At 64.5% G+C, this 26,152-nt stretch carries 26 protein-coding genes; 16 read left to right on the top strand and 10 right to left on the bottom strand.

Annotated elements, in window-relative coordinates; all coding sequences use genetic code 11:
• Positions 1-62: 62 nt before the first annotated feature.
• Positions 63-1,343, top strand: coding sequence for a flavin-dependent oxidoreductase (locus B5V03_RS03585; protein WP_129267908.1), 1,281 nt, complete (start codon positions 63-65; stop codon positions 1,341-1,343).
• A 167-nt stretch (positions 1,344-1,510) separates the two neighbouring features.
• On the opposite strand, the gene B5V03_RS03580 is transcribed toward B5V03_RS03585, so the two are convergent.
• The 3 genes from B5V03_RS03580 to mutY all read right to left on the bottom strand — a co-directional run bounded on the left by B5V03_RS03580 (position 1,511) and on the right by mutY (position 3,926).
• Positions 1,511-1,948: a cupin domain-containing protein gene (locus B5V03_RS03580; RefSeq protein ID WP_129267907.1), complete on the bottom strand. Its 438-nt coding sequence runs from the start codon at positions 1,946-1,948 to the stop codon at positions 1,511-1,513.
• Positions 1,949-2,336: 388 nt separating this feature from the next.
• Positions 2,337-2,756, bottom strand: a complete 420-nt coding sequence (locus B5V03_RS03575; RefSeq protein WP_129267906.1) for a PaaI family thioesterase — start codon at positions 2,754-2,756, stop codon at positions 2,337-2,339.
• A gap of 51 nt (positions 2,757-2,807) precedes the next feature.
• The gene (gene mutY / locus B5V03_RS03570) at positions 2,808-3,926 is read right to left on the bottom strand and encodes an A/G-specific adenine glycosylase (RefSeq protein WP_129267905.1); all 1,119 of its coding nucleotides are present in this window, start codon (positions 3,924-3,926) and stop codon (positions 2,808-2,810) included.
• A 160-nt stretch (positions 3,927-4,086) separates the two neighbouring features.
• On the opposite strand from mutY, the gene B5V03_RS03565 reads away from it, so the two are divergent.
• From B5V03_RS03565 to B5V03_RS03525, 9 genes are all read left to right on the top strand, one after another.
• On the top strand, positions 4,087-4,581 hold the full coding sequence (locus B5V03_RS03565) for a DUF721 domain-containing protein (protein ID WP_129267904.1): 495 nt from the start codon (positions 4,087-4,089) through the stop codon (positions 4,579-4,581).
• 138 nt (positions 4,582-4,719) lie between these two features.
• Positions 4,720-5,376, top strand: a complete 657-nt coding sequence (locus tag B5V03_RS03560; RefSeq protein WP_129267903.1) for a DsbA family protein — start codon at positions 4,720-4,722, stop codon at positions 5,374-5,376.
• A gap of 217 nt (positions 5,377-5,593) precedes the next feature.
• Positions 5,594-9,058 (top strand): chromosome segregation protein SMC, encoded by a 3,465-nt coding sequence (smc, locus tag B5V03_RS03555; protein ID WP_129267902.1) that lies wholly within the window; start codon positions 5,594-5,596, stop codon positions 9,056-9,058.
• A 60-nt stretch (positions 9,059-9,118) separates the two neighbouring features.
• The gene (locus B5V03_RS03550) at positions 9,119-10,096 is read left to right on the top strand and encodes a small ribosomal subunit Rsm22 family protein (protein WP_164987765.1); all 978 of its coding nucleotides are present in this window, start codon (positions 9,119-9,121) and stop codon (positions 10,094-10,096) included.
• A gap of 138 nt (positions 10,097-10,234) precedes the next feature.
• On the top strand, positions 10,235-10,795 hold the full coding sequence (locus B5V03_RS03545) for a LemA family protein (RefSeq protein WP_129267900.1): 561 nt from the start codon (positions 10,235-10,237) through the stop codon (positions 10,793-10,795).
• A 33-nt stretch (positions 10,796-10,828) separates the two neighbouring features.
• The gene (locus tag B5V03_RS03540) at positions 10,829-12,073 is read left to right on the top strand and encodes a M48 family metallopeptidase (RefSeq protein ID WP_129267899.1); all 1,245 of its coding nucleotides are present in this window, start codon (positions 10,829-10,831) and stop codon (positions 12,071-12,073) included.
• Between the two features lie 207 nt (positions 12,074-12,280).
• On the top strand, positions 12,281-13,033 hold the full coding sequence (locus B5V03_RS03535) for a hypothetical protein (protein WP_129267898.1): 753 nt from the start codon (positions 12,281-12,283) through the stop codon (positions 13,031-13,033).
• 63 nt (positions 13,034-13,096) lie between these two features.
• Positions 13,097-13,765: a hypothetical protein gene (locus B5V03_RS03530; RefSeq protein WP_164987764.1), complete on the top strand. Its 669-nt coding sequence runs from the start codon at positions 13,097-13,099 to the stop codon at positions 13,763-13,765.
• A gap of 90 nt (positions 13,766-13,855) precedes the next feature.
• Positions 13,856-14,188: a GIY-YIG nuclease family protein gene (locus B5V03_RS03525; protein ID WP_129267896.1), complete on the top strand. Its 333-nt coding sequence runs from the start codon at positions 13,856-13,858 to the stop codon at positions 14,186-14,188.
• A gap of 5 nt (positions 14,189-14,193) precedes the next feature.
• Here the strand turns inward: B5V03_RS03525 and B5V03_RS03520 are convergent, their stop codons facing one another.
• The 7 genes from B5V03_RS03520 to petA form a co-directional block, all read right to left on the bottom strand.
• Positions 14,194-14,733, bottom strand: coding sequence for an adenine phosphoribosyltransferase (locus B5V03_RS03520; protein WP_129267895.1), 540 nt, complete (start codon positions 14,731-14,733; stop codon positions 14,194-14,196).
• Positions 14,734-14,742: 9 nt separating this feature from the next.
• A complete protein-coding gene (locus B5V03_RS03515; protein WP_129267894.1) occupies positions 14,743-16,908 on the bottom strand; it encodes an anthranilate synthase component I in 2,166 nt (721 codons plus the stop codon).
• A gap of 262 nt (positions 16,909-17,170) precedes the next feature.
• The gene (locus tag B5V03_RS43005; RefSeq protein ID WP_129267893.1) at positions 17,171-17,290 is read right to left on the bottom strand and encodes a type II toxin-antitoxin system RelE/ParE family toxin; all 120 of its coding nucleotides are present in this window, start codon (positions 17,288-17,290) and stop codon (positions 17,171-17,173) included.
• Positions 17,291-17,426: 136 nt separating this feature from the next.
• Positions 17,427-17,684, bottom strand: coding sequence for a hypothetical protein (locus B5V03_RS03505; protein ID WP_129267892.1), 258 nt, complete (start codon positions 17,682-17,684; stop codon positions 17,427-17,429).
• A gap of 43 nt (positions 17,685-17,727) precedes the next feature.
• Positions 17,728-18,402: a dienelactone hydrolase family protein gene (locus tag B5V03_RS03500; protein ID WP_129267891.1), complete on the bottom strand. Its 675-nt coding sequence runs from the start codon at positions 18,400-18,402 to the stop codon at positions 17,728-17,730.
• 143 nt (positions 18,403-18,545) lie between these two features.
• On the bottom strand, positions 18,546-20,609 hold the full coding sequence (gene fbcH, locus B5V03_RS03495) for a cytochrome b/c1 (RefSeq protein ID WP_129267890.1): 2,064 nt from the start codon (positions 20,607-20,609) through the stop codon (positions 18,546-18,548).
• A gap of 62 nt (positions 20,610-20,671) precedes the next feature.
• Positions 20,672-21,202 (bottom strand): ubiquinol-cytochrome c reductase iron-sulfur subunit, encoded by a 531-nt coding sequence (gene petA / locus B5V03_RS03490; RefSeq protein WP_026232845.1) that lies wholly within the window; start codon positions 21,200-21,202, stop codon positions 20,672-20,674.
• A gap of 279 nt (positions 21,203-21,481) precedes the next feature.
• Between petA and B5V03_RS03485 the strand changes: the two genes are divergently transcribed.
• From B5V03_RS03485 to B5V03_RS03460, 6 genes are all read left to right on the top strand, one after another.
• A complete protein-coding gene (locus tag B5V03_RS03485; RefSeq protein ID WP_129267889.1) occupies positions 21,482-21,940 on the top strand; it encodes a tRNA (cytidine(34)-2'-O)-methyltransferase in 459 nt (152 codons plus the stop codon).
• A gap of 18 nt (positions 21,941-21,958) precedes the next feature.
• Positions 21,959-22,591 (top strand): 7-carboxy-7-deazaguanine synthase, encoded by a 633-nt coding sequence (queE, locus tag B5V03_RS03480; protein ID WP_129267888.1) that lies wholly within the window; start codon positions 21,959-21,961, stop codon positions 22,589-22,591.
• A gap of 17 nt (positions 22,592-22,608) precedes the next feature.
• Positions 22,609-22,974 (top strand): 6-pyruvoyl trahydropterin synthase family protein, encoded by a 366-nt coding sequence (locus tag B5V03_RS03475; RefSeq protein WP_129267980.1) that lies wholly within the window; start codon positions 22,609-22,611, stop codon positions 22,972-22,974.
• Between the two features lie 110 nt (positions 22,975-23,084).
• Positions 23,085-23,972 carry an oxygen-dependent coproporphyrinogen oxidase gene (gene hemF, locus B5V03_RS03470; RefSeq protein ID WP_164987763.1) on the top strand — a complete coding sequence of 296 codons (888 nt, stop codon included), beginning with the start codon at positions 23,085-23,087 and terminating at the stop codon, positions 23,970-23,972.
• The gene (locus B5V03_RS03465) at positions 23,963-24,712 is read left to right on the top strand and encodes an HAD family hydrolase (protein WP_129267886.1); all 750 of its coding nucleotides are present in this window, start codon (positions 23,963-23,965) and stop codon (positions 24,710-24,712) included. The genes hemF and B5V03_RS03465 overlap by 10 nt, the downstream gene beginning before the upstream one ends.
• Before the next feature lie 325 nt (positions 24,713-25,037).
• Entirely contained in the window at positions 25,038-25,235 is a 198-nt protein-coding gene (locus B5V03_RS03460) for a DUF2158 domain-containing protein (protein ID WP_129267885.1), read from the top strand.
• The last annotated feature ends 917 nt before the right edge of the window (positions 25,236-26,152 follow it).

The raw sequence follows: 26,152 nt of genomic DNA, 5'->3' as shown, positions 1-26,152 counted from the left end.
TCTTCGCAGTTGCCCACATCCGCCCGCCTGTGCCAAGACGCCTGCATTCGGAGGGGTTTTTCATGACGGTACTCGTCGCCGGCGGCGGCATCGGCGGGCTGACGCTTGCGCTCAGCCTGCACGGAATCGGCGTTCCCGTAAAAGTGTTCGAGAGCGTTGCCGAGCTGAAGCCGCTCGGCGTCGGCATCAACGTGCTGCCGCATGCGGTGCGCGAGCTGATCGAGCTCGGGCTGATGGACAAGCTCGATGCCAGCGGCGTGCGCACCCGCGAGCTCGCCTATTTCTCCAAGCATGGCAAGCCGATCTGGAGCGAGCCGCGCGGGCTGGAAGCCGGCTACAAATGGCCGCAATTCTCGATCCATCGCGGCACGCTGCAGCAGCTGCTGCTCGACACCGCGATCGAGCGGCTCGGTCGCGACAACATCCTCACCAGCCATCATCTGACCGGCTGGACCGAAACGGCCGGCGGCGTCCGCGCCGACTTCGTCGACAAGGCGACCGGCAAGGCCGCAGGCACCTACGACGGCGCGATCATGATCGCGGCCGACGGCATTCATTCCGCCGCACGAGAAAAGCTCTACCCCAACGAAGGCCCGCCGATCTGGAATGGCCGCATCCTCTGGCGCGGCGTCACGCCGTCAAAGGCCTTCCTCAGCGGCCGCACCATGATCATGGCCGGCCACGAGATCCTGAAGTTCGTCTGCTATCCCATTTCGAAGGAGCCGGACGCGTCCGGCAACCATCTGATCAACTGGGTCGCCGAGCGCCATATGCCGCCGACCTATCAGTGGCGGCGCGAGGATTATAACCGCACCGCGCGGCTGGAGGAGTTTCTGCCCTGGTTCGAGAGCTGGCAGTTCGACTGGCTCGACGTACCCGGCCTGATCAAGAACTGCCCGCATGCCTATGAATATCCGCTGGTCGACCGCGATCCGGTGTCGCAATGGACTTTTGGCAAGGTCACGCTGATGGGCGATGCCGCGCATCCGATGTACCCGATCGGCTCCAACGGCGCCTCGCAGGCGATCCTCGATGCCCGCACCATCACCCGCGAGATCCTGGCGCACGGCCCGACGCAGGCCGCGCTGCTCGCCTATGAAGCCGAGCGGCGGCCCGCGACCACCGACCTCGTCCTGCTCAACCGCAAGAACGGCCCCGAGCAGGTGATGCAGCTCGTCGAAGAGCGCGCGCCTGACGGTTACAAGCTGGTCACCGACGTGCTGTCGCAGAAGGAGCTGGAAGACATCGCCGCGAACTACAAGCGCGTGGCGGGGTTTCAGGTCGAAGCGCTGAATGCGAAGCCGGCGATTGTGAGTGCGGGCGCGAAGCGCGCGAGCACCTAAAGCGCGATGAGTGGGATGAGTAGTCATCGCGCTTTCGATAAATTGCTTGAGCATGATCTCCGCGCAAACGCGTACCGCGTTTGTCGCGAGCGAAATCCGCTCGCACGTTTCCGAATCATGCTCCAGGTCGTCGCCGCACTGTTCGCGATGCCGTTGACGGGCGCGAGTTACCCGGAACGACGACTGCCCAATGCCCACGACTTCCGCTTGAGCTTGTTGATGGCGCGGATGGCATAACCGAGCCCGACCGGATTGGTCTGGCGCAAGAAGGCGACCTTTTTCACATACTTTTCGACGTGCCATTTGGCGTGCGCACCCTCGCGGAAGAAGACAACGTCGCCCGCACCGTAGCGTTTCGGCGGCATGCCATCGCTCTCGATCACCATTGATCCTTCAAGGATCATGATCGTCTCGTCCAGATCGTAGTACCAGTTGAACTTGCCCTCGGTGCAGGACCAGATCAGGGTCATGGCAGTGCCGCACGCGCTGGTCGACAACAGGTGCGAGCGCGCTTCCGGGTTTCCTTCAATGATCCAGGATGGCTCGATCGGAGACGGTTCGAGATCGACGTTGCAGTGGCCGGTCTCAATAAGAGGAAGCGGCATGGCTCACCTCAAGGCCTCAAATAAAGTACGGCTTGGAAAATTACCCCGTCTAACTTTTGTTAAGTTTCTATCGGGCCACTGGCCCACCTACAATCAAGCTTCCACGGAGAATATGAAGTTGCCACTTTGTCGCAAGTCACGTCGTCGATGATCGAACATCGCGATTCGCCTGCAAATTGCCTGCACCCACCCATCTCTTTGCGGCTGCGACAATATGCGCGAGTCCAAATGCTCGCACTGTTAGAGCCCGCAACGATCGGCGCGCTGATTGCGTGTACAACGAATCCGCAAGAAAATCCTCTCATTGCACGCACGGGTAGACCCTGTCCGGTTCCATGCTGATGCGAGGCATTTCCCGCTATTCAAAGAATGTGAACGAGGCCCACCGTCAGCGAACGACCCTCGCAGCATCGAGCAAGCGCTCACTGGCGGTGGCGGTCGCAAGCAGCGTGCCGTCTTCGGCCGTCAGCCTCCCTTCGACGAACGCGATCGTCTTGCCAAGCTGAGTGACCTTGGCCTCAGCGACGATCGGCCCGGGCTTCGCCGGCGCGAGGAAGTTCACAGTCATGCTGATGGTCGTGGTGTAGAGTCTGCCTTCGCTCATCACGAGCACTGCCGGACCCATCGTATCGTCGAGCATGGCCGAGAGCAGACCGCCCTGGATGAAACCGGCGGGATTGCAGAATTCGGGCTTGCCCTCGAAGCCGAGCCTGACCCAGCCTTCCTCGGGGCGGGCATCGAGCAGACGCCATCCCAGAAGTTCGGCGCAGGGCGGCCTCTTGAAATTGTCGAGCGCGGTCTTGACCATTGGCAGCCTCCGTTTCGCTGTCGATAGCGTAACGCTGCTGCCAGCGTGCTGTCAGGAGGGTGGGGCCGTTGAAAGATCCAGCGCGTGCGCGATCACCTTGCGCATGACGTTGGGCAGCGCTTCATCGGCCAACGTCGCGATCGGCACCCATCGCATGCCTGCGGGCGCACGCGTGCGGGCCTCCGCCTTCGCCGTATAGACTACCAGCTCCAGCGGAAAATGCGTGAAGACGTGGGTGACGACGCCCACCTGGCGCTGCCAGCGCGACAGCCCCTTCAACTCGGGCGCCTGCTGCTTTGCCGTCGCGTCGTCGTGGCCGGCGAGCCAGTCCGAGCCCGGCACTTCCGTCATGCCACCAAGCAGGCCCTTTTCGGGCCTCGAGCGGACGAGTAGCTCGTCGCCACGTATCACGACGAAGGCGGCGCCGCGCCGCAACGTTCCGCTCTTCTTCGGCGCCTTGCGCGGAAAGGTGTCCTGCGTGCCCTGCGCGCGCGCGGTGCAATCCTCAGTGAACGGGCATAGCGCGCAGGCCGGCTTCTTCGGCGTGCAGATCGAGGCGCCCAGATCCATCAGCGCCTGGGCGCTATCGCCGGCGCGGGAGTTCGCGAGCAACGTCGCCGCCAATTGCTGGATCAGAGGCTTGGCCTGCGGGAGTTCCTCTTCCACTGCAAAGAGGCGCGACACCACGCGCTCGATATTGCCATCCACCGGCATCGTGTGGCGGTCGAAGGCAATCGCGGCAATCGCCGCCGCGGTATAGGGCCCGATGCCCGGCAGCGCGCGCAGCCCCTCCTCCGTGTCGGGAAACACCCCGCCATGCTCGCGCGTCACCGCAACCGCGCATGCATAAAGATTGCGCGCACGCGAATAATAGCCGAGCCCGGCCCACATCCGCAGCACGTCATCCTGCGACGCGTTTCCCAGTGCCGTGACATCCGGCCAGCGCGCGACGAATTTTTCGAAGTAAGGGACGACGGCCTTCACCGTGGTCTGCTGGAGCATGATCTCCGACAGCCAGACACGGTAGGGATCCGGTGTCTCGCCGGGCATCGCGCGCCATGGCAGACGGCGGCGGTGGCGGTCGTACCATTGCAGGAGTGCGATCGGGCGCGACGAGGTCTCCGCCTGACCGAGTTCCGGTTTTGCCTTCAGTGCGGATTTGCGGCTCATGCTTTCAATGTAACGATGTCACCCCGATCTCTCCACGTCATGCCCGCGCTTGTCGCGGGCATCCACGTCTTTCTTCACAGAAGAACGTGGATGGCCGGGACAAGCCCGGCCATGACGGCGAGGAGCCTGTAGTCGACGGTCCCGAGTGCTATAAGGGCTCATGTCCAAGCTCCGCCCCATGAAACCCGGTCCCATCAGCGCAAAACCGCTGTCGCTCCTGCTCAACGACGTCTTTGCCGAGGCCTATGCCAAACAGGGTTTTGCGGCACGCGAGCTGGTGACACGGTGGGCGCAGATCGCTGGGCCGGAGATCGCAGCCCATGCCGAGCCGTTGAAGATGCAATGGCCGCGGCCGGTCGAGGGCCAGCCGCAGGAGGCGGCGACCCTGGTGCTGCGGGTCGAGGGGCCGATGGCGCTGGAGATCCAGCATTCGGCCGACGTGATCCTGGAGCGGGTCAACCGCTTCTTCGGCTGGAGCGCGGTCGGCAAGCTTGCCTTCCGCCAGGCCCCCCTGTCTCGCGCCCGCAAGCCGGCCCGGCCCGGCCCGCCGGACCCCAAGAGCGTCGCCAAGGTGGCGGAGAGCCTGGGGGATATCGAAGATGAAGACTTGAAGACGGCGCTGGCGCGCCTTGGGGCCGCCATCAAGCGAAATTGAGCCTCATTTCGCGACCAATCTGGACCCGTGCTTGCCGCGCGCCATTGCCTCAAACGACGTTTCAAGCTAGCGACAGGCCGCCCGGGCGGGAACTCGACAAACCCCTGGGGCGAGACCACGCCAATTCGGGAGCCGACCTTGATCATCACCCGCCGCGCCTTCAACACGATGCTGTCGCTGACCGGGCTTGCCGCGCTCGCCGGGCTCTCGCCGCTGCGGTTCATCTCCGAAGCGATGGCGCAGACCGCCGCCGATGTGGCGAAGCCGGTGTCGCTGCCCGACATGGCGCTCGGCCCGAACGATGCCGCCGTCACCATCACCGAATACGCCTCGATGACCTGCCCGCATTGCGCAGCCTTCAACGAGCAGGTGTTCCCGAAGCTCAAGAAGGACTACATCGACACCGGCAAGATCCGTTACATCTTCCGCGAGTTCCCGCTCGACATCAAAGCTGCCGCCGGCTCGATGCTGTCGCGCTGCATCGCCAATGGCGACGCGCCAAAGTACTTCGCGGTCACCGACATGCTGTTCCGCCAGCAGGGCGACTGGGTGACGAAGAACACCACCGAGACCCTGACGCGGATCGGCAAGCAGGCCGGCCTCACCCAGCAGCAGGTCGAGGCCTGCCTGAAGGACCAGGCGCTGCTCGACAAGATCGCCGCCGACCAGAAATACGCCAGCGACATTCTCAAGGTCGATTCCACGCCGACCTTCTTCATCAACGGCGAGAAGATCAAGGGCGAGACCTCGTACGAAGATTTCGTCAAGAAGATCAATTCGCTGCTCAAGAGCTGATTCGCTCGTCAAGATTCTGATTCGCATCTCGAAAGCCGTATCTTTCCCCGCATAAATCCCTTGGGAAAAGCGGCTTTCGCCGGTTGCCCTCGCGACGCACCGCGGCCATTGTCCAGCCGCATGAGGCGCCTCGCGCGACTCGCCCGGATAGCGGCATTGCCTTCCATGGTATTGTCCCGGCAGGGGGATTCGCGCCTGCCAACAGAGATGCGTGCTTATGAAAATCACCCGCCTGCGACTTCACGGCTTCAAGTCCTTCGTTGAGGCCACCGACTTCGTCATCGAGCCCGGCCTGACCGGCGTGGTCGGACCCAACGGCTGCGGCAAGTCGAATCTCGTTGAGGCGCTGCGCTGGGCGATGGGTGAAACCTCGTACAAAAGCTTGCGCGCCGCCGACATGGACGCGGTGATCTTCGCCGGCTCCGGCAACCGTCCGGCGCGCAACCACGCCGAAGTGACGATGACGATCGACAATTCCGATCGCACTGCGCCTGCGGCGATGAACGACAGCCAGCTGCTCGAAATCTCCCGCCGCATCGAGCGCGAGGCGGGCTCGGTCTATCGCATCAACGGCCGCGACGTGCGCGCGCGTGACGTCCAGATCCTGTTCGCTGACGCTGCCACCGGCGCGCGTTCGCCTGCCCTCGTCCACCAGGGCAAGATCGGCGAGATCATCCAGGCCAAGCCCGAGCAGCGCCGCCGCGTGCTGGAAGACGCCGCCGGCGTCGCCGGCCTGCACGCCCGCCGCCACGAGGCCGAGCTGCGGCTGAAGGCGGCCGAAACCAACCTCACCCGCGTCGAGGACGTGATCGGCCAGCTCTCAGGCCAAATGGAAGGCCTGAAGAAGCAGGCCCGCCAGGCCGTGCGCTACCGCGAAGTCGCCGCCAAGGTCCGCAAGGCCGAAGCGACGCTGTTCCACCTGCGCTGGATCGGCGCCCATGCCGACGTCAACGAATCCGGCCAGACCCATGATCTCGCCGTGCGCGAGATGGCCGAGCGCACCCAGCACCAGGCCGAAGCCGCCCGCATCCAGGCGATCCGCGCCGCCGAAATGCCGGCGCTGCGCGATGCCGAAGCGCGCGCAGCCGCCGGGCTCCAGCGCCTGACCAATGCCCGCGAGCTGCTCGACCGCGAGGAAGAGCGCGCCAAGGAGCGGGTCGCCGAGCTCGAACGCCGCCTCGCCCAGTTCGAAGGCGACATCGCGCGCGCCCAGCAGCAGACCATGGACGCCGACGTCGCGCTGCAGCGCCTCGACAGCGAAGATGCCGAGCTGAAGGAAGAGATCAAGTCGCGCGTCGAGAAGCGCTCCGGCGTCGACGAGCGCGTCGGCGAGGCCGAGGCGGTGCTGACCGAAACCGAGCAGCAATTCGCCGAGCTCACCACCGCGCTCGCCGACCTCACCGCCAAGCGCAACCAGCTCGAAGCCAACGTCCGCACCCACCGCGACAAGCTCGCCCGGCTCGACCAGGAAATCGCGAATGTCACCGCGGAAGAGCAGAAGCTTGCCGCCGAGACCGACGGCTTCGGCGACCTCGACGAGCTGACCGCGACGGTCGAGACCGCCGAGCAGACGCTGGCAGCGTCGGAAGCCGCCGCGCAGGCGAGCGAAGCCGCCCACGTTGCCGCGCGTCAGACGCTGGAATCTTCGCGCTCGCCGCTGGTCGAAGCCGACAAGCGCGTGCAGCGGCTCGATACCGAGGCGCGCACGATCTCAAAGATCGTCAACGGCGAGACCAAGAATCTGTGGCCGCCGATCATCGACGGCATCACCGTCGACAAGGGTTTTGAAAAGGCGATCGGTGCAGCCCTCGGCGACGACCTCGACGCGCCGGTCGATCCCTCGGCGCCGATGCGCTGGACCAATGCCGGCGTCACCGACGGCGATCCGGAGCTGCCCGAGGGTGCCGTGCCGCTCGCCAACCATGTTCAGGCTCCGGCCGAGCTGACGCGCCGCCTGGCGCAGATCGGCGTGGTGCCGCGCGAGCGTGGCGCTGAGCTGGTCTCGCAGCTCAAGACCGGCCAGCGACTGGTGTCGCCCGAGGGCGACGTCTGGCGCTGGGACGGCTTTGTCGCCGCGGCCCACGCCCCGACCGGCGCCGCACGGCGCCTGGCCGAACGCGCCCGCCTCGTCGACATCGAGAACGAGTTGGAGCAGGCCCGCATCGACGCGCAGATCAAGCGTCAGGCGCTGGAGAATGCCGAGTCCGAATTGCAGATGGCCGCCAGCACCGAGGGCGCCAGCCGCGAAGCCTGGCGCGCCGCGCAGCGCGAGCTGAACGTCGCGCGTGAGCGCCATGCCACCGCCGAGCGCGAGATCAGCCGCCACGCCGCGCGCAAGGCGACGCTGTCGGAAGCGCACAGCCGTCTCGCCGCCGACCGCGCCGAGGCCGAGGCTGCCTACGAATATGCCGAGGCCGGCATCAGCGGGCTGCCGTCGAGCGAGGACACCGAGACCCGTCTCGCCGCCGTCCGCAGCGACATCGAAGGCCATCGCCGCATGGCCGCCCAGGTCCGCGCCGAGGCGCAGGCGCTGGCGCGCGAAGCCGAACTGGCCGACCGCCGGGTCCAGGCGATCCTCGCCGAGCGCACCGAATGGCAGAACCGCAAGGAGAGCGCGGCCTCCCATATCGACACCATCCAGACCCGCATCACTGAAGTCTCGATCGAGCGCAGCGATCTGGAAAACGCGCCGGCCGTGTTCGCCGAGAAGCGCAGCGCGCTGATCACCGAGATCGAATACGCGGAGAACGATCGCCGCATGGCCGCCGACGCGCTCGCCACCGCGGAGAGCGCGATGGCCGAGACCGATCGCGTCGCCAAGTTGACGCTGGAGGCGCTCTCCAGCTCGCGCGAGGCCACCGCCCGCGCCGAGGAGCGCATGGAAGGTTCGCGGCGCCGGCTCGAGGACATCGAGCGCGAGATCCGCGACATGCTGGAGGTCGAGCCGCAGGCCGTTGCAGGTCTGGCCGAGATCGAGCCCGGCGCGGAGCTGCCGCCCCTGCACGATATCGAGGAAGACCTCGAAAAGATGCGCCGCGACCGCGAGCGCCTGGGCGCGGTCAATTTGCGCGCCGAGGAAGAGCTGCGCGAGGTCGAGACCCAGCACACCGGTCTGGTCACCGAGCGCGACGACCTCGTCGAAGCCATCAAGCGGCTGCGCCAGGGCATCCAGAGCCTCAACAAGGAAGCCCGCGAACGGCTCCTGACCTCGTTCGAGATCGTCAACAACCACTTCAAGCGGCTGTTCGTCGAGCTGTTCGGCGGCGGCGAGGCCGCGCTGCACCTGATCGAGAGCGACGACCCGCTCGAAGCCGGCCTCGAGATCATCGCCAAGCCCCCGGGCAAGAAGCCGCAGACGCTGTCGCTGCTGTCGGGCGGCGAGCAGGCGCTGACCGCGATGGCGCTGATCTTCGCGGTGTTCTTGACCAACCCCTCGCCGATCTGCGTGCTGGACGAAGTCGACGCGCCGCTCGACGACCACAACGTCGAGCGCTACTGCAACCTGCTGCACGAGATGACCAGCTCGACCGACACGCGCTTCGTCATCATCACGCACAACCCGATCACGATGGCGCGGATGAACCGCCTGTTCGGCGTCACCATGGCCGAGCGCGGCGTGTCGCAACTGGTGTCGGTGAGCCTGTCCGAGGCGGTGGACATTCTCGACCAGAACGTGGCGTGATATCTCTGGCGTCATTCCGGGGCTCGCGAAGCGAGACCTTGGAATGACGCGAGGTTGTCGATGATCTCACCCACCCTCCCCGCCGAACTGAAAGCGGCCCTCGACGGCAAGCTCCAGGGTTTCTCGCGAAGCGACGCTGCACAGCGATCGCAGAAAATCTCGACCAATTACCGCTCCGGCGGCGGCTCCGGCACGATCAAGTCGGAAGCCGATGCACTCGCCTACGCGCTCGCGCGCATGCCGGCGACCTACGCTGCGGTCGCCGCGAGCCTGAATGCATTCACCGAGATCGCGCTAGACTTCGCTCCGGAAACATTGCTCGACGTCGGCGCAGGTCCGGGCACCGCGAGCTGGGCCGCTGCGGAGGCATTTCCGTCGCTGCAGGATTTTACGCTGCTCGACTCCAGCGCCACCCTGAGCCGACTGGCGCTCGAACTCGCACACGACAGCACGCGATTGGCGGAATGCCGCTATCTGCCGGGCGATGCCGGCGGTAACCTCGCCGAGGTCTCGCAGGCCGATCTCGTCGTTGCCAGCTACGTCATCGGCGAGCTCAGCGAGGCGGATCAACGTAAGCTCACGGAAGCCATGTGGGCGAAAGCGCGCCACGCGCTGATCGTGATCGAACCCGGCACGCCCGCCGGCTACGCGCGCATCCTCGCACTGCGCCAGCAGTTGATCACGGCTGGCGCTTATGTCGCGGCCCCATGCCCGCATGAAAAGCCCTGCCCACTCACCCCGCCCGACTGGTGTCATTTCAATCAACGCCTGCCGCGCACGCAAGCGCACCGCCAGATCAAGGGCGCCGACGTGCCGTTCGAGGACGAACGTTTTATCTACGTCGCCCTGACCCGCGCAGCGCCCGCGGACCGTGCAGCGCGCGTGCTGGCGCCGCCGGATGCCGGCAAGGTCGAGATCACGGCCAAGCTCTGCACAGCGTACGGCGTTGAACTCGCAAAGGTCCCGCGGCGCGACAAGGCCGCCTATGCAAGCGCCCGGCGCTGGCGCTGGGGCGACGCCGTCCTGTCCGAAAGTTAACCTCGTCCGGCACTTTTGCGTTGAACGCAGATGGTTCCCGATCCGACCAAGTCTTACCTCCCCTCTGCGCCGGGGCTCTCGCTCCGCGCCAATTTGGTCTAGGCTGCGCCCGCCTTCTTCCCCCTTCAGGAGTTCTCCATGTCGACCGGCTGGATCGTTCTCGGCGTCATCGTCGTCCTCGTGTTCCTGGCGTTCAGCGCCTACAACCGCCTGGTGGCACTGGGCCAGCGCGTCGGCCAGGCCTTTGCCGATATCGACGTGCAGCTCAAGCAGCGTCACGACCTGGTGCCGAACCTGGTCGAGACGGTGAAGGGCTATGCTTCGCATGAGCGCGGCACGCTCGACGACGTCATCAAGGCGCGCAATTCGGCAATGTCCGCGCAGGGCCCGTCGCAAGTGTCCGCTGCCGAGAACCAGCTCTCCGGCGCGCTCGGCCGGCTGATCGCGCTGTCGGAGGCCTATCCCGACCTCAAGGCCAACGCCAATTTCCAGCAGCTTGCATCCGAACTCTCCGACCTCGAGAACAAGATCGCGGCGAGCCGCCGTTTCTTCAACAGCGCGGTCCAGGAATACAACACCGGCATCCAGCAGATGCCCGCCGCCCTGTTCGCCGGCATGTTCGGCTTCACCAGGAAGGACTTCTTCGATCTCGGCGCAAGCCGCACCGAGGTCGAGGCAGCGCCTCAGGTGAAATTCTAAAGTTGAGCCGATAGGCCGGCAGGGCATCGCGTCATGGCCGCGTATGGTCTCTACACGCACATCGCCTCGAACAAGATTCGTTCGATGATGCTGCTCGCCGGCCTGTTCGCGCTGATCTATGTGCTGGTCTTTGCCGGCGCACTGATCGCCGAAGTCGTCATCAACAGCAATGAAACCGTCGCCTACTATCTGAGCCACGCCTTCCAGGATCTGAAGGTCGCAGCTCCGGTTGCGACGGTCGTGGCGGCGGTCTGGATCGTGATCGCCTATTTCTTCCACCAGTCGATGATCGATGCCGTGACCGGCGGCCGCCACGTCACCCGGCAGGAGGAACCGCGGCTCTACAATCTGCTCGAAAATCTCTGCATCTCGCGCGGCATCACCATGCCGAAGCTGAAGATCATGGACTCACCGGCGCTGAACGCATTCGCGACCGGCCTCAATCCCAGGCAATATTCGGTCACCGTCACCACCGGCCTCCTCAGCGCGCTTGATGACAAGGAGATCGAGGCGGTTCTGGGCCACGAGCTGACCCACATCAAGAACGGCGACGTGCAGCTGATGGTGGTCGCCGTCATCATCGCCGGCGTGGTCGGCTTCTTCGGCGAGTTGTTCTTCCGCCTGTTCACGAATTTCAGCTGGAGCTCGGGCGGCGGCTCGTGGTCGTCAGGCTCATCCTCCTCGTCGCGATCGTCCTCGTCATCGAGCGACAGCAAGAGCTCCGGCGGCGGCGCGGTGATCGTCATCATCATCGCGGTCGTGCTGATCGTAGTGGCGTGGCTGATGTCGCAGGTGGTGAAGCTGGCGCTGTCCCGCTCGCGCGAATACCTCGCCGACGCCGGCTCGGTCGAGCTGACGAAAGATCCCGACGCCATGATCTCGGCGTTGCGCAAGATCGAGAACCGCGGCGAGCTGCCGGGCGCGACCTCGGCCGTGATGGAGCTATGCGTGGACAATCCGCGCGAGGGCTTTGCCGATCTGTTCGCGACCCACCCGTCGGTGCAGTCGAGGGTCGATGCGCTGGTCAAGTTCGCCGGCGGCCACGATCCCGGCCCGCTGCCGCCGCCCGGCTATGAGACGGACGAGCCCGAGGCGCAGGCCGACCCGCAGGACGCGCCGCCGCCGCTGCACCAAGGGCCCTGGAACGATGCGGGCGGCTCGGCCAGTCCGCCGCCCGTGCCCGCGCCCAGCCCCGCCGGAACCGCGAGCAGCAACCCGATAGGCAATCCCATAGGCAATCCCTTGGGCAATCCTATGGGACCTTGGGGCCGCCATTGAGCGCGTGATTTGATGTCACGCGCGGCAGGTTTCGTCGCGATTGGGAAAAACCTCGGGAATTGCCGTAACTGCATGCCGAGGAATTGAATTCTCCCTTGTTTCTGCCATGTTCGCGCCCAACAGCAGACTTGGGACATCCTTGGGACATCGATTTGGGGCCCGGCCGATTGCGACCTCGCGATCGGGGGCGCGCGTTAGGGGACAGCAATGGCAAAGCCGGCAGTGGTTGTGGTGGGCGCGGACAAGGGCGGGGTCGGCAAGACCACGGTGTCGCGCACCCTGCTCGATTATTTTTCCGCCAACAACGTGCCGACCCGCGCCTTCGACACGGAGTCGCCGCGCGGAACGCTGAAGCGCTTCCATCCTGACATCACCGAGATCGTCGACATGACGACGACGGCCGATCAGATGAAGATCTTCGATACGCTCAATGCGACAAGCCCGTCGGTCACCGTGATCGACGTTCGCGCCGGCCTGCTCTCGCCGGCTCTGGCCTCTCTGCGCGACATCGGCTTCCTCGACGCCGCCAAGGCCGGCCAGATCACTTTCGCGGTGTTCCACATCCTGGGACCCTCGATCGCCTCGCTGGACGAGATCGCCGAGACCGCGGGCTTCATGACCGGCGCGAAATATTTCCTGGTGAAGAACTTCATCAACGACACCCAGTTCTTCCAGTGGGACCAGGCGACCTATAATTCCTACTTCCACCGCATCAAGGATGCGACCGAGCTGACCATCCCGAAGCTCAACGAAATGGCCTATGAGCAGGTCGAGGTGTCCTCCGTCCCGTTCCTGAAATTCGTCGCCAACAAGGGTATCAGCGACGAAGCCGCGAACTATTCATTCGTGCTGCGCGGTTATGTCCGCCACTGGCTGGCGAATGTCTGGAGCGAGTTCGACCGCATCCGCCTGACCGACATCGTCGGATCGAAGCCCGTGACCCGCAACAGCGAAAAATAGTTGCGCAAGCCGGGCGGATACGGCTGGATTGGGGCGGCAAGTTCGCTCAGATAATAGTTCGTGATGCCCGCGACGCCCCTCTACATCATCTGCTCGCCCCGCCCGCAGGTCGGCAAGACCCTGCTGGCGCGGCTGTTGAGCGAATTTTTGCTGCTCAAGAACGGCAACGTCACGGCCTTCGACGTCAATCTGAAGGAGCCGTCACTGCTCGATTATCTGCCGAAGATCACAGAAACCGCCGACGTGATCGACACCTACGGCAAGATGCAGCTGATGGACCGCGTCATCGTCGATGACGGCCTTGCCAAGGTGATCGACCTCGGCTTCCACGCCTTCGACGAGTTCTTCAAGATGACCGACGAGATCGGCCTGCTGAAGGAAGCGGCACGTCGGCACGTGGCGCCCATGATCCTGTTCGTTGCCGACACCGACCGCGTCTCGGCCCGCGCCCATGAGATGCTGCGCGGGCAGATCCCGCGGATGAACCTGATCACGGTGGACAATGAGCACGTCGTGCGCGGCGAGCTGCCCGCCGCGATGGCCACCGGCCGGCTATTCCGCCTGCCCGCGCTGCCCGGCTTCCTCAAGACCTATGTCGACCGGCTAAACTTCTCCTTCACCGGCTATCTGCGCCAGGAGAAGGACGCCTCGACCGAGCTGCATCAATGGACCCGGCGCAATTACCTCGCCTTCCGCGAGCTTGAGCTCAGCCTGATCCTGCAACGGTCGTGAGTCTCATTTTACCCGGATAATATTGACGACGAGCCCCACCCCGCTTATTGAGGACGCCCATCGGCATCCTATCGGCAAGGGTCCACCCTCGTGAGCATCGACCGGAAAGCAGCGACCGCCGCCTACAAGGAGCGGAAGACCATCGCGGGCATCTACGTCGTCCGCTGTGCGGCCTCGGGAGAGGCCTGGGTCGGCCAAGCGCCGAACCTGGAGACGATCCAGAACCGCATCTGGTTCTCGCTCCGCCAGGGCAGCCACACCTGCCACAGCCTCCAGGCCGCCTGGACCACGCATGGCGAGGCGGGCCTGACCTTTGGCGAATGCGAGCGTCTGGAGGATGAGGAGACCGCCTATGTCAGGAACGCGCTGTTGAAGGAGCGCGTGCTGCATTGGCGGACCGAACTGAGGGCCGAGGCGATCTGACGCGCTCAATGCCCCTCGAACGTCATCAGCGTGCGCACCGGCACGTCCATGGCGCGCAGCTTGGCGGCGCCGCCGAGCTCGGGCAGGTCGATGATGAAGCAGGCGGCGACCACGTTGGCGCCGATCTGGCGCAGCAGTTTGACTGCGCCTTCCGCGGTGCCGCCGGTGGCGATGAGATCGTCGACCAGGATGACGCGCTCGCCGGGCGCGATGGCGTCGACATGCATCTCCATCTCGTCGATGCCGTATTCGAGCGAGTATGCGATCCGCACGGTGGTGTGCGGCAGCTTGCCTTTCTTGCGGATCGGCACGAAGCCGGCGGAGAGCTGGTGTGCCACCGCGCCGCCGATGATGAAGCCGCGCGCCTCCATGCCCGCGACCTTGTCGATCTTGTTGCCGGCCCAGGGATTGACCAGCTCATCCACCGCCCGGCGAAACGCGCGCGCGTCCGCGAGCAAGGTCGTGATATCGCGGAAAATGATCCCCGGCTTGGGATAGTCGGGAATGGCGCGGACGCTCGCCTTCAGATCGTGGTCCAAGGTCATCGGTGCCTCTCAATCAACGCGCGCATCCAGCCGGAAGGCGTTTTCTACAATACGCAGACCCACCTCGTTGCCGAGCGACATCAGCGATTCCGGGTGGAATTGCACGCCGGCGACCGGCAGGGTCTTGTGCTCCAGCGCCATGGCGACACCGTCCTCGGTGCTCGCGGTGACGGACAAAACTTCCGGCATGCTGTCGCGCTCGACGAAGAGCGAGTGATAGCGGCCGATGACGATCTCGTTCGGCAGATTGCGCATCAGCCGCCCGCCGCGCACCTGCACCCGCGAGGGCCGGCCGTGGGCGGGATGGGTGAGCTGCCCGAGCTCGCCGCCGAAATATTCGCCGATCGCCTGCACGCCAAGGCAGACGCCGAACACCGGCAGCTTCTTCTCGAGCGCTGCATCGATCGTTGTCTTGATCCCGAAATCCTCCGGGCGTCCCGGACCGGGCGACAGCACCAGCAAGTCCCACCTCTTCCGCTTGAGCATGTCGAGCGCATGCACATGGCGGACCACGGTGACGTCGGCGCCGACCTGGCGGAAATAATCGGCGAGCATGTGCACAAAGCTGTCGTCGTGGTCGATCAGCAGCACCTGCTTGCCCGAGCCTGTCGCATCGGGCGCGAAGGTGGAGAGGGGCTTCGGCGGATCGCCGCGCAGCGCCTGGAACAGCGCGGCGGCCTTGACCTGGCATTCGCGGTCTTCCGCGGCGGGATCGGAATCAAACAGACAGGTGGCGCCGACGCGCACTTCGGCCAGACCATCCTTCATGCGGATGGTGCGGATGGTGAGGCCGGTGTTGATGCTGCCGTCAAAGTTCACCGCGCCGATCGCGCCGGCATACCAGCGCCGCGGCGAGCGCTCGTGGTCCTCGACGAACTGCATCGCCCACAGCTTCGGCGCACCGGTGACGGTGACGGCCCAGGCATGAGTGAGGAAAGCGTCGAGCGCATCGAAGCCGGGGCGCAGCATGCCCTCGACATGGTCGACGGTGTGGAACAGCTTTGAGTAGGTCTCGATCTGGCGGCGCGCCAGCACCTTGATGGTGCCGGGCACGCAGACGCGCGCCTTGTCGTTGCGATCGACGTCGGTGCACATGTTGAGCTCGAACTCGTCCTTTTCCGAGTTCAGGAGCTGACGGATCTGCTCGGCATCGCCGATCGCATCGCTGCCGCGCGCGATCGTGCCCGAGATCGGGCAGGTCTCGACGCGGCGCCCGTCCGAGCGCACGAACATTTCCGGCGAAGCCGAGACTAGGAATTCGCCCTCGCCGAGATTCATCAGCGCGCCGTAAGGCGACGGGTTGATGACGCAGAGCCGCTGGAACACTTCGGCCGGCGAGCGGTCGCAGGGCTCGGCGAACAGCTGCCCGGGCACGGCTTCAAACAGATCGCCGCGGGCAAAGGCCGCGCGCGCGGTCTCGACCGTCGCCTGATATTCGCCGGGTGCGTGATCGGCAAAACCCTGGCGCGGCGTCTTCTGGTACGGGCTCTCGGCGGTCTCGTGCGGCAGACCTGCGGTGGACTGGCCCTTCCAGGTGAAATCGTAGGTGAGTACCACGCCGCGGCCGGTGGCGCGGTCATAGGCCAGCAGGCGATCGGGGACATAGAGCACGATATCGCGCTGATCGCTCTCTCGCGCGCGCTTCTGCACGATGTCCTCGATCTGGAACACGAGGTCGTAGGCGAAGGCGCCGAACAGGCCGAGCAGCCCGTCGTCATTAGCGGAGAAGGCGGCGACGATGTCACGCACGAGCGACATCACGCTGGCACGCCGCGTGCGCTGGTCTTCCTCGATCGGCGCATCGCCGCGGATGATGTGTCCGGCCAAGCGCGTGCCGGTCTTCTCGGAGATCACGACGCAGGGCTCGCGCAGGACGTCTGCGAGGAAGGCGATCAGCACCTGGCCGCGGCCGTTCAACGCCTCCAGCTTGAAATTGATGCCGGTGGTTTCGAGCTTGAGCGGCGGATCGGAGAAGCCGAGGTCGAAGCTCTCGTAGCGGCCGGGCACGGTCGTGCCCGAGGACAGCACCACGCCGCGGCGGCGGTCGAGCAGGTTGATGAGATCGTCGAGCCGGTTGGCGCCGCCGGTGAACTGCTCTGCGACGCGCGTGATGGCGAGACCGCCGCGGGTCACGTACTCGCTTCGGGCCGGGAGGGCAAAGACTGTCCTGTTCATGTGGTCCTCTTACGAAACTTGCCGAGGGAACGCCACACAGGACAAACGATCAGGCCGCCGCACTGTGCAGGCGACCTCAGACGATTTTGAGAGAATAAATCGCACCGGCCACCTCTTAGGAGGTGCGCCACCAAAGACGGGATGGGCGGACGGCGGTGCTCATGGGCCGGATACTCACCATGGCGCGGGGGCGGCGTCAAGGGTGGCGGGCCCCCACGCTGCCCACACAACCGGCTCCCTGGCGGCGAGATCGAGTTTTGGATCAGATTAGTTCGTCCGATTTCGGCACGTCACGCCTTCCGTGACGTACGTGGATGACCTCCAGCGCATCGTCCGCGACGCGGTAATAGATCAGGTACGGAAACGGGACTATCGGAAACACCCGACGCCAGCCATATCAGTCGCACGCCCGAGGCCCGGATACTTTGCAAGCAATTGTGACCGACCGGACACGTCTTACGACGACGCTGGCAGCACGCCGGTCGTGCTGCGCGATATATTCGTGAATTCCGTCGGTATCAGTGCGGGCACGCCGGGCGTACCGGAGCTTCACAGCCCGCACTTCTTCCAGAGCGCCGCCATTTCCTGATCGGTCGCGACTCGCCGCGCTCGGCCTGCTCAAGTCCCTCAAGCACGGCCGCGCGGTGTTCTTCAGGCACAACGAACAGATCGCCGTCGTTGGCGACAATCTGCTCAAGCACCTCGGCGACGTAAGCTTGCCGGTCCTCCGGCAGCTTTCTCACCTTCTCGATCACATCTTCCAAGACCTTGGTCATGGTCGGAATATATACCAGTTGCGGGTCGAAAACGACGTATTCCCTACCCCAGATGCTTCCGGAAAAACTCCGTCGCCCGGCCCCAGGCGAGCTCGGCGGCTTCGCGGTCGTGCACGGCCTGGCGCTGCTCGTTGACGAAGGCGTGTTCGGCGTCATAGCGGAACAGCTCGAGCGACTTGCCGGCGGCCTTCATGCCCTTTTCGAAGGCATCGACCACTTGCGGCGTGCACCAATCGTCCTTGTTGGCGAAATGGGCCTGGAGCGGGATCTTGACGTCGGCGGGCTTGGCCGCCTGCTCCGGCGGGATGCCGTAGAACACGACGCCGGCGGCGAGCTCCGGCACATGCACCGAGCCGATGATGGTGACGGCGCCGCCGAGGCAGAAGCCTGTCAGCCCGACCTTGGCACCGTTGCGCGACAGATATTGCGTGGCGCCCCGCACGGTCTGCGTGGTGGCATCCATGAAGTCGAGCGAGTTCATCTCTTGGCCGGCGGCGTCCGTGTCGTGATAGGGCACGACCTTGCCCTTGTAGAGATCGGGCGCCAGCGTATCGAAGCCGGCCAGCGCGAAGCGGTCGCACAGGCCCTTGATCTGGTCCGACAGGCCCCACCATTCCTGAATCACGACCACGCCCGGCGCATTGCCGCGCGCGGCGTTGGCGAGATAGCCCGAGGCGTCCTTGCCGTCCGGGCGCTTGAAGGTGATGGCGGTTCCCATGGTGTCCTCCGACGAGTTTCTGGGAGCGGTTGACGGTATTTTGGCGGGTGAGCGCGCAATAGGCAATCGCGCCAAACAACACACGCGCGTGTGCAACAAAAAAGCCCCCTTGCGGGGGCTTTTCATGTCTCGTCTCGCGCCGCTCAGTGCGAGTCGGCCCAGACCTTCTTCTTGGTGAAGTACATCAAGAACGCGAAGATGATCAGGAACACGAACACCTGGAAGCCCAAGCGCTTGCGCGCTTCCATGTGCGGTTCGGCGGTCCACATCAGGAACGTGGTGACGTCCTTGGAATATTGGGCGACCGTGGCCGGCGAGCCGTCGTCATAGGTCACCTGGCCGTCGCTGAGCGGCTTCGGCATCTTGATGGCGTGGCCCGGGAAGTACTTGTTGTAGTACGATCCCTCCGGGATGGTCACCCCCTCCGGCACCTTCTCCTCGAACCCCTGGAGCAACGCCGCGACGTAGTCCGGGCCCTGCTCCTGATACTGGGTGAAGAAGTCGATGATGAACATCGGGAAGCCGCGGCCGTAGGAGCGCGCCTTGGTGATCAGCGACAGGTCGGGCGGCGCCGCGCCGCCATTCGCCGCGCGCGCGGCCTGCTCGTTCGGAAATGGCGAAGGGAAATAATCCGCCGGCCGGCCCGGACGCTCGAACATGTCACCGGCGTCGTTCGGGCCGTCCTTGACCTTGTAGTCCGAGGCAAACGCCGCCGCCTGCGCCACCGAATAGCCGGGGCCGCCGGCTTCCGCGAGGTTGCGGAAGGCGATGAAGGACAGGCCGTGGCAGCTGGAGCAGACCTCCTTGTAGACCTTCAGGCCACGCTGGAGCGCGCCGCGGTCGTACTTGCCGAACGGACCGGCGAACGACCATTTGTTGCCCGGCGGCCTGTCGCTGCCTTCGTTGGCACGGGCATCCCCGAGGCTGCCGAGGAACAGCGCGACGGCGGCGACGAGTATGACCGCGACGGAGGCGACGGCCTTGCCGCCCTTGGCCAGGATCGCCTCCGAGATCGAGTTCGGCACCGGGCGCGGCGTCTCGATGCGCGAGAGCAGCGGCAGCACGATCAGGAAGTAGGCGAAGTAGCAGACAGTGAGGACCCGGCCGGCGATCACGTAGATGCCTTCCGGCGGCTGCGCGCCGAGATAACCGAGCAGGATGCAGACCGCGACGAAGATCCAGAAGAACTGTTTGGCCAGCGGCCGGTACTTCGACGACCTCGTCTTGGCGGCGTCGAGCCAGGGCAGGAAGCACAGGATGATGATCGCCGAGAACATCCCGATCACGCCCGCGAGCTTGTTCGGGATCGAGCGCAGGATCGCGTAGAACGGCAGGTAATACCATTCCGGCACGATATGCGGTGGGGTCACGCCCGGGTTCGCCGGAATGTAGTTGTCGGCGTCGCCGAGATAGTTCGGCATGTAGAAGATGAACCAGGCGTAGAGCAGCAGGAAGCAGGCGACGCCAAATCCGTCCTTGATGGTCGCGTGCGGCGTGAACGGAACCGTATCCTTTTCCGTCTTCGGCTCGACGCCGTCAGGATTGTTCTGGCCGGCGACGTGCAGCGCCCAGACGTGGAGCACGACAACGCCCGCGATCAGGAACGGCAGCAGATAGTGCAGCGAGAAGAAGCGGTTCAGCGTCGGATTGCCGACCGAATAGCCGCCCCACAACAGCGTCACGATGCTCTCGCCGACATAGGGAATGGCGGAGAACAGATTGGTGATGACGGTGGCGCCCCAGAAGCTCATCTGGCCCCACGGCAGCACGTAGCCCATGAAGCCCGTCGCCATCATCAGGAGGTAGATGACGACGCCGAGGATCCACAGCACCTCGCGCGGCTCCTTGTAGGAGCCGTAATAGAGACCGCGCAGCATGTGGATGTAGACCGCGAAGAAGAACATCGACGCGCCGCAGGCATGCATGTTGCGCAGCAGCCAGCCATAATTGACGTCACGGACCAGCAGCTCGACCGACTTGAAGGCGAGATCGGCATGCGGCGTATAGTGCATCGCCAGGATCACGCCGGTCAGGATCTGCATCCCCAGCATGAAGGAGAGGATGGCGCCGAAGGTCCACCAATAGTTCAGATTGCGCGGGGTGGGATAGACGACGAAGGAAGAATGGACGAGACCGAGGATCGGCAGACGCCGCTCGATCCATTGCAGGGCCGGATTGCTCGGCTGGTAGTCGGATGGTCCGCTCATGATGCGATCCTGAGGAAATAAGACGACGAGACGGCGCGAGGCTTCGGACGCGGGTCCGAAGCTCAGCCGATCTGGATTTTGGTGTCGGAAACGAACTGGTACGGCGGCACCGGCAGGTTCGCGGGCGCGGGCCCCTGGCGGATGCGGCCGGACGAATCGTACTGCGAACCATGGCAGGGGCAGAAGAATCCGTCGTAATTGCCTTCATGGGCGATCGGGATGCAGCCGAGATGGGTGCAGATGCCGATCACGACCAGCCACTGCTCGTGGCCGGACTTGACCCGGGCCTCGTCGCTCTGCGGATCGGGCAGGCTCGCCACGTTGACGGCGCGCGCCTCGTCGATCTGCTTCTTGGTGCGGTGGCTGATGTAGATCGGCTTGCCGCGCCAGAACACCTTGATGTCCTGCCCCTCGGCGACCGGGCTGAGATCGACCTCGATCGGCGCACCGGCCGCGATGGTCGACGCATCAGGATTCATTTGAGAGATGAAGGGCCAGAGCGCAGCTGCGCCCCCTACTGCAGCAGCTGCCCCCGTTGCAACGAATAAGAAATCACGGCGTGTCGGATGGTCCGCCGAAGACGCTGTCGTCACGATTCCAACCCTTTCTTCTTATGCTGCCAGCGGAACCGCTCCGGGAGCCCCCAAGGTCCCCGGAACAATGCTGCCGGCGCCCGCGGCCCCCCGCGGCGGCAGAACTTGGCTTGTCCCCGCCAAAACAAGGCGAAAACAGCAGTCCAGAATCATTCTATTGGCACCCTTGCCGGGCGAGCGCAAGCTCGCTAACGGCGTGGGGGTGTGCAATGCACGAATTCCGCGGCCAGCGATGTTTTATTGAGACATTTCCGGCCCGCTACCCACCCGATACAGCCCATGCAGATCGCACTTTTTCAACCCGACATCGCCCAGAACACCGGCACGATTCTCAGGCTCTGCGCCTGTCTGGGCATGGCTGCCCATATCATCGAACCGGCGGGCTTCCCGGTCTCCGACCGCTTGTTCCGCCGGGCGGGAATGGATTACCTCGACCATGTCAGCCTGACCCGCCATGACTCCTGGTCCAAATTCGAGGAGTGGCGTGCGGCACAGGGCAACCGCCTGCTGCTGTTCACCACGAGGGCCGCCACCGATTACCGCGATTTTCATTACCAGACGTCGGACATCCTGCTATTCGGGCGCGAGAGCGCCGGGGTCACCGACGCGGTGGTCGAGGCCGCGGATGCGCGGCTGGTGATCCCGATCACTCCCGGGCTGCGGTCGCTCAATGTCGCCATGACCGCAGCGATGGCCGCAGGCGAGGCGCTGCGGCAGACCCGGAACCCGCAAGCTTGAGATGTTGAGGAGAGACGATTGAGTTACGCGGTCAAGGAAATCTTCCTGACCCTGCAAGGCGAAGGCGCCCATGCCGGGCGCGCGTCCGTGTTTTGCCGTTTTGCCGGCTGCAACCTCTGGAGCGGCCGCGAGGCCGACCGTCAGGATGCGACCTGCAAATTCTGTGACACGGATTTCGTCGGCACCGACGGCACGCTCGGCGGACGCTATGCAACGGCTGCGGAACTCGCCGACACCATCGCCGCGCAATGGACCGCCGCCTCCGACAACCGCTACGCGGTGCTGACCGGCGGCGAGCCGCTGCTCCAGGTCGACGGCGCGCTGATCGACGCGCTCCATGCGCGCGGCTTCGAGATCGGCGTCGAGACCAACGGCACGATTGAAGCGCCCGCGGGGCTCGACTGGATCTGCGTCAGCCCCAAGGGCGGCAGCGAGCTCGTCCAGCGCCGCGGCCACGAGCTCAAGCTGGTTTATCCGCAGGCCCTCGCCGCGCCCGAGACCTTCGAGGGCCTCGCCTTCAAGCGCTTCTCGCTCCAGCCGATGGACGGCCCCGACGTCATCAAGAACACCGCACAAGCGATCGATTACTGCCTGCGGCATCCGCAATGGCGGCTCAGCGTGCAGACGCATAAATCGCTCGGCATCAGATAGGATTGGTTTTCGAACAGATGTGGGAATTGACGAAATCGTTCCGCTTCGAGGCGGCGCATTCGCTGACGGGAACGACCTTTGGCGCAGCGAGCGAAGAGATCCACGGCCACTCCTTCCGCGCCGAAGTGACCGTGCGCGGCACACCGGATCCCAAGACCGGCATGGTGGTCGACCTCGGCCTGCTCCAGCGCGCGATCGAGGAGGTGCGCGTGACGCTGGACCACAAGTTCCTCAACAAGATCGAGGCGCTGGGTACACCGACGCTGGAAAACCTGTCGCGCTTCGTCTGGGAGCGGCTGGCTCATATCGGCAAGCTGACCCGCGTCAGCATCCACCGCGACAGTTGCAACGAGAGCTGCACCTATTACGGTCCGCAAGGGTGAATTCGCAGGGTGGGCAAAGCGCAAGCTGCCCACCATTCAAGACAAACGGTGATAGATGGTGGGCACGGCGCAAGGGCGCCTTTGCCCACCCTACGGGACCGGGAATGCAGATGGACGATTCGACGATTGACGACCGCAAGGCCCGCGCCCGCGCCTGGTTCGAGGCTCTGCGCGACGACATCTGCGAAAACTTCGAGCGGCTCGAGGATGACGCGCCGCAAAGCCTCTATCCGGGCGAGGCCGGCCGATTCAAACGCACGCCGTGGCAGCGCACCGACCACTCTGGCGCGCCTGGCGGCGGCGGTGTGATGTCGATAATGTCGGGCCGGCTATTCGAGAAGGTCGGCGTGCACTGCTCGACCGTGCACGGCGAATTCGCGCCCGAGTTTCGCGCGCAGATTCCCGGCGCGGCCGATGACCCGAAGTTCTGGGCCTCCGGCATCTCGCTGATCGCGCACCTGCGCAATCCGCACGTGCCGGCCGTGCACATGAACACGCGCTTCGTCGTCACCACCAAGGCGTGGTTCGGCGGCGGCGCCGATCTGACGCCGATGCTGGACCGAAGGCGCACGCAGGACGATGCCGACACGCTCGCCTTCCACGCCGCGATGAAGGAGGCGTGCACGCAGCCGAACGGCGTTGCCGATTACGACAAGTACAAGAAATGGTGCGACGAGTACTTTTACCTGCCGCACCGGAAAGAGGCGCGCGGCGTCGGCGGCATCTTCTACGACTGGCACGACAGCGGCGACTGGGACGCTGACCTCGCCTTCACCCAGGACGTCGGCCGCGCCTTCCAGAAGATCTATCCCGACATCGTCCGGCGCAATTTCGCGACGAGCTGGACCGCCGAGGATCGCGAGGAGCAATTGATCCGCCGCGGCCGCTATGTCGAATTCAATTTGCTCTACGACCGCGGCACCATCTTCGGGCTCAAGACCGGCGGCAATGTGGACTCCATCCTGTCGTCGCTGCCGCCGGAGGTGAAATGGCCATGACCACTGCAATGAGGCCGCTGCCGCGCGCCATGCTGATCGACATGGACGACACCATCCTGTCGGCCTATGGCCGGCCCGAGATCGCCTGGAACACGATCACGAACGAATTTGCCGAGGAGCTTGCGCCGCTGCAGCCGCAGCAGGTCGCAACCACTGTACTCGCCTTCGCAAAGAACTTCTGGGCCAATGCGGACGCCTCGTGGCGGATGAAACTCGCCGAAGCGCGGCACCTGACGGTCAAGGGCGGCTTTGCTGCGCTTGCAGCCGCCGGTCACCGCGCCCTGCCCGACGACCTCGCCATTCGCCTCGCCGACCGCTTCACCACCTACCGCGAGGAAGCGATCTTCGTTTTCCCCGGCGCACATGATGCGATCGACGCGTTCAGGGCACGCGGCATCAAGCTCGCGCTGGTCACCAATGGCGCCGCCGACATGCAACGCGCCAAGGTCGAGCGCTTCGAGCTGACCCATCGCTTCGATCACATCCAGATCGAGGGCGAGCACGGTTTCGGCAAGCCCGAGGAGCGCGCCTATCTGCACGCGATGGAGGCGCTCGGCGTCACCGCAAAAGACACCTGGATGATCGGCGACAATCTGGAATGGGAAGTCGTGACGCCGCAGCGCCTCGGCATCTATGCGATCTGGATCGACGTGCATGGCGACGGCCTGCCCGAAGGCTCGACCGTCAGGCCCGACCGCATCATCCGCTCGCTGACCGAACTGGTGCCCGGCAGGCCGTAACAGGCCGCGACAACAAAAACATCGAAACAACCCCATGCACAGTAAGGGCGCTCCTGCAAAATCAATTGCTTGCGGATTTTACGAAATCGCTTGACCCGTCGGGCAAAACAGGGGCATGATGCCATCATCGCCGCGTTCGGGACCGAAGAGCCCTTGCGTGCCCCTCGAGCGATCCCCCACTCGAACCTCTGTCATCGGCGTTTCAGTCTGCACGGGCGGATACGCGCATCCGTGGATCCGCAGCCATGACCGGCATGTCGTGACGGCTCGCTAGCCTCTTCTCTCGTCAATCAACTCTCTGTCAACCAACCCGAAAGGACCATCCATGGAACTGAAAGCCGGCGATATCGTCATGCTCAAATCCGGCGGCCAGCCGCTGACCGTCGCGGACGTCAAAGGCAACGACGTGACCTGTCTCTGGATGGGCGTCGAAGGCGACCTGTTTCGGGAGACCCTGCCGCTCGCCGTGCTCGAGCAGCTGGAAGAACTGGACGACGATGAGGACGACGAAGACGAGGAGTAGGCACGTCCAAGGCCACATCCTCGTTGGATCGGAGCGCTCGGCTCCGGCGCCATTGATGTCCGCTGCTCCGCCAATCATGGCGAAGTGGCGGACGTCGCTGTCAAATGTCCTCGTACTTCCGGTCTGCGGCGATCATCGGACGTCTTACGCTGTCGATGTTGAACCAGCAGCTCATCCCGCCATGCTCTAGCGATTACGGTGACAGTCAACGACTACGGTAATTGCCGGAGCTGAGGACAGGCGTCTGGCCAGCACAATCCTTTGAGTCCGCTAAGGGCCCAGGAGCAGTCGTCGCGTGCTGCCAGAAGAGAGTGGACATCCGTCATTCGGTCGAAATATCATTCAGACGGAGGGTCTATGAAAATCGGTTGTTTAACTTTATTTTTCCTCGCCATCGCGCTGCCCTCGGTCGCCGAAGCCCAAAATGCCCCATGCAGCAGATACACGCCGCGTGGCACCAGATGTTTTTGTAATCATGGCATAGTGAAGGGCCACGAAGTCCCAGGCTGGATTCCAGCCGGTGGCGATTACAAACGCAAATGGGTCAGACCGGGATTTCACATGACGAATCTCAAGGGCATGCATTCCAGCGGAAGCATGTGCTTTCGCGACTAGCCACTTACCGCTGACTCTCCCTTGACCGCACAGGTCCACTTCGAGTCAAAAGCCGGCACCGCCAGCCGGACAAACCGTGTCCGCAGGAGCACCCGTCAACGCTACCATCGTACAACGCCCGGTTTCCCGCAGACAGCCGACATGGCGGCGGCCCTTTCGTTGTTCAGCTGAGGGCCGATTGTGTTGAAAAAGGCGACTGTTGCGACGCAGAGGGATCAGTGATTCAGTCAGTCTAATTGGCAGGACTGAAGATCATGATGGGACATCGGCAAGTCGAACAGGCTGCGTTGTTCTACGAGTTC

Source organism: Bradyrhizobium betae (assembly GCF_004123905.1).
Taxonomy (GTDB): domain Bacteria; phylum Pseudomonadota; class Alphaproteobacteria; order Rhizobiales; family Xanthobacteraceae; genus Bradyrhizobium; species Bradyrhizobium betae_A.
The sequence above is the reverse complement of the archived record's forward strand: the minus strand, read 5'-3'. Positions and strand labels throughout refer to the sequence as shown.

Excerpts from the sequence above, each read along its gene's own strand:
- B5V03_RS03585 (WP_129267908.1), top strand. The coding sequence starts at position 63 with ATGACGGTACTCGTCGCCGGCGGCGGCATCGGCGGGCTGACGCTTGCG.
- B5V03_RS03580 (WP_129267907.1), bottom strand. The coding sequence starts at position 1,948 with ATGCCGCTTCCTCTTATTGAGACCGGCCACTGCAACGTCGATCTCGAA.
- B5V03_RS03575 (WP_129267906.1), bottom strand. The coding sequence starts at position 2,756 with ATGGTCAAGACCGCGCTCGACAATTTCAAGAGGCCGCCCTGCGCCGAA.
- mutY (WP_129267905.1), bottom strand. The coding sequence starts at position 3,926 with ATGAGCCGCAAATCCGCACTGAAGGCAAAACCGGAACTCGGTCAGGCG.
- B5V03_RS03565 (WP_129267904.1), top strand. The coding sequence starts at position 4,087 with ATGTCCAAGCTCCGCCCCATGAAACCCGGTCCCATCAGCGCAAAACCG.
- smc (WP_129267902.1), top strand. The coding sequence starts at position 5,594 with ATGAAAATCACCCGCCTGCGACTTCACGGCTTCAAGTCCTTCGTTGAG.
- B5V03_RS03550 (WP_164987765.1), top strand. The coding sequence starts at position 9,119 with ATGATCTCACCCACCCTCCCCGCCGAACTGAAAGCGGCCCTCGACGGC.
- B5V03_RS03545 (WP_129267900.1), top strand. The coding sequence starts at position 10,235 with ATGTCGACCGGCTGGATCGTTCTCGGCGTCATCGTCGTCCTCGTGTTC.
- B5V03_RS03540 (WP_129267899.1), top strand. The coding sequence starts at position 10,829 with ATGGCCGCGTATGGTCTCTACACGCACATCGCCTCGAACAAGATTCGT.
- B5V03_RS03535 (WP_129267898.1), top strand. The coding sequence starts at position 12,281 with ATGGCAAAGCCGGCAGTGGTTGTGGTGGGCGCGGACAAGGGCGGGGTC.
- B5V03_RS03530 (WP_164987764.1), top strand. The coding sequence starts at position 13,097 with ATGCCCGCGACGCCCCTCTACATCATCTGCTCGCCCCGCCCGCAGGTC.
- B5V03_RS03520 (WP_129267895.1), bottom strand. The coding sequence starts at position 14,733 with ATGACCTTGGACCACGATCTGAAGGCGAGCGTCCGCGCCATTCCCGAC.
- B5V03_RS03515 (WP_129267894.1), bottom strand. The coding sequence starts at position 16,908 with ATGAACAGGACAGTCTTTGCCCTCCCGGCCCGAAGCGAGTACGTGACC.
- B5V03_RS03505 (WP_129267892.1), bottom strand. The coding sequence starts at position 17,684 with ATGACCAAGGTCTTGGAAGATGTGATCGAGAAGGTGAGAAAGCTGCCG.
- B5V03_RS03500 (WP_129267891.1), bottom strand. The coding sequence starts at position 18,402 with ATGGGAACCGCCATCACCTTCAAGCGCCCGGACGGCAAGGACGCCTCG.
- fbcH (WP_129267890.1), bottom strand. The coding sequence starts at position 20,609 with ATGAGCGGACCATCCGACTACCAGCCGAGCAATCCGGCCCTGCAATGG.
- B5V03_RS03485 (WP_129267889.1), top strand. The coding sequence starts at position 21,482 with ATGCAGATCGCACTTTTTCAACCCGACATCGCCCAGAACACCGGCACG.
- B5V03_RS03475 (WP_129267980.1), top strand. The coding sequence starts at position 22,609 with ATGTGGGAATTGACGAAATCGTTCCGCTTCGAGGCGGCGCATTCGCTG.
- hemF (WP_164987763.1), top strand. The coding sequence starts at position 23,085 with ATGGACGATTCGACGATTGACGACCGCAAGGCCCGCGCCCGCGCCTGG.
- B5V03_RS03465 (WP_129267886.1), top strand. The coding sequence starts at position 23,963 with ATGGCCATGACCACTGCAATGAGGCCGCTGCCGCGCGCCATGCTGATC.
- B5V03_RS03460 (WP_129267885.1), top strand. The coding sequence starts at position 25,038 with ATGGAACTGAAAGCCGGCGATATCGTCATGCTCAAATCCGGCGGCCAG.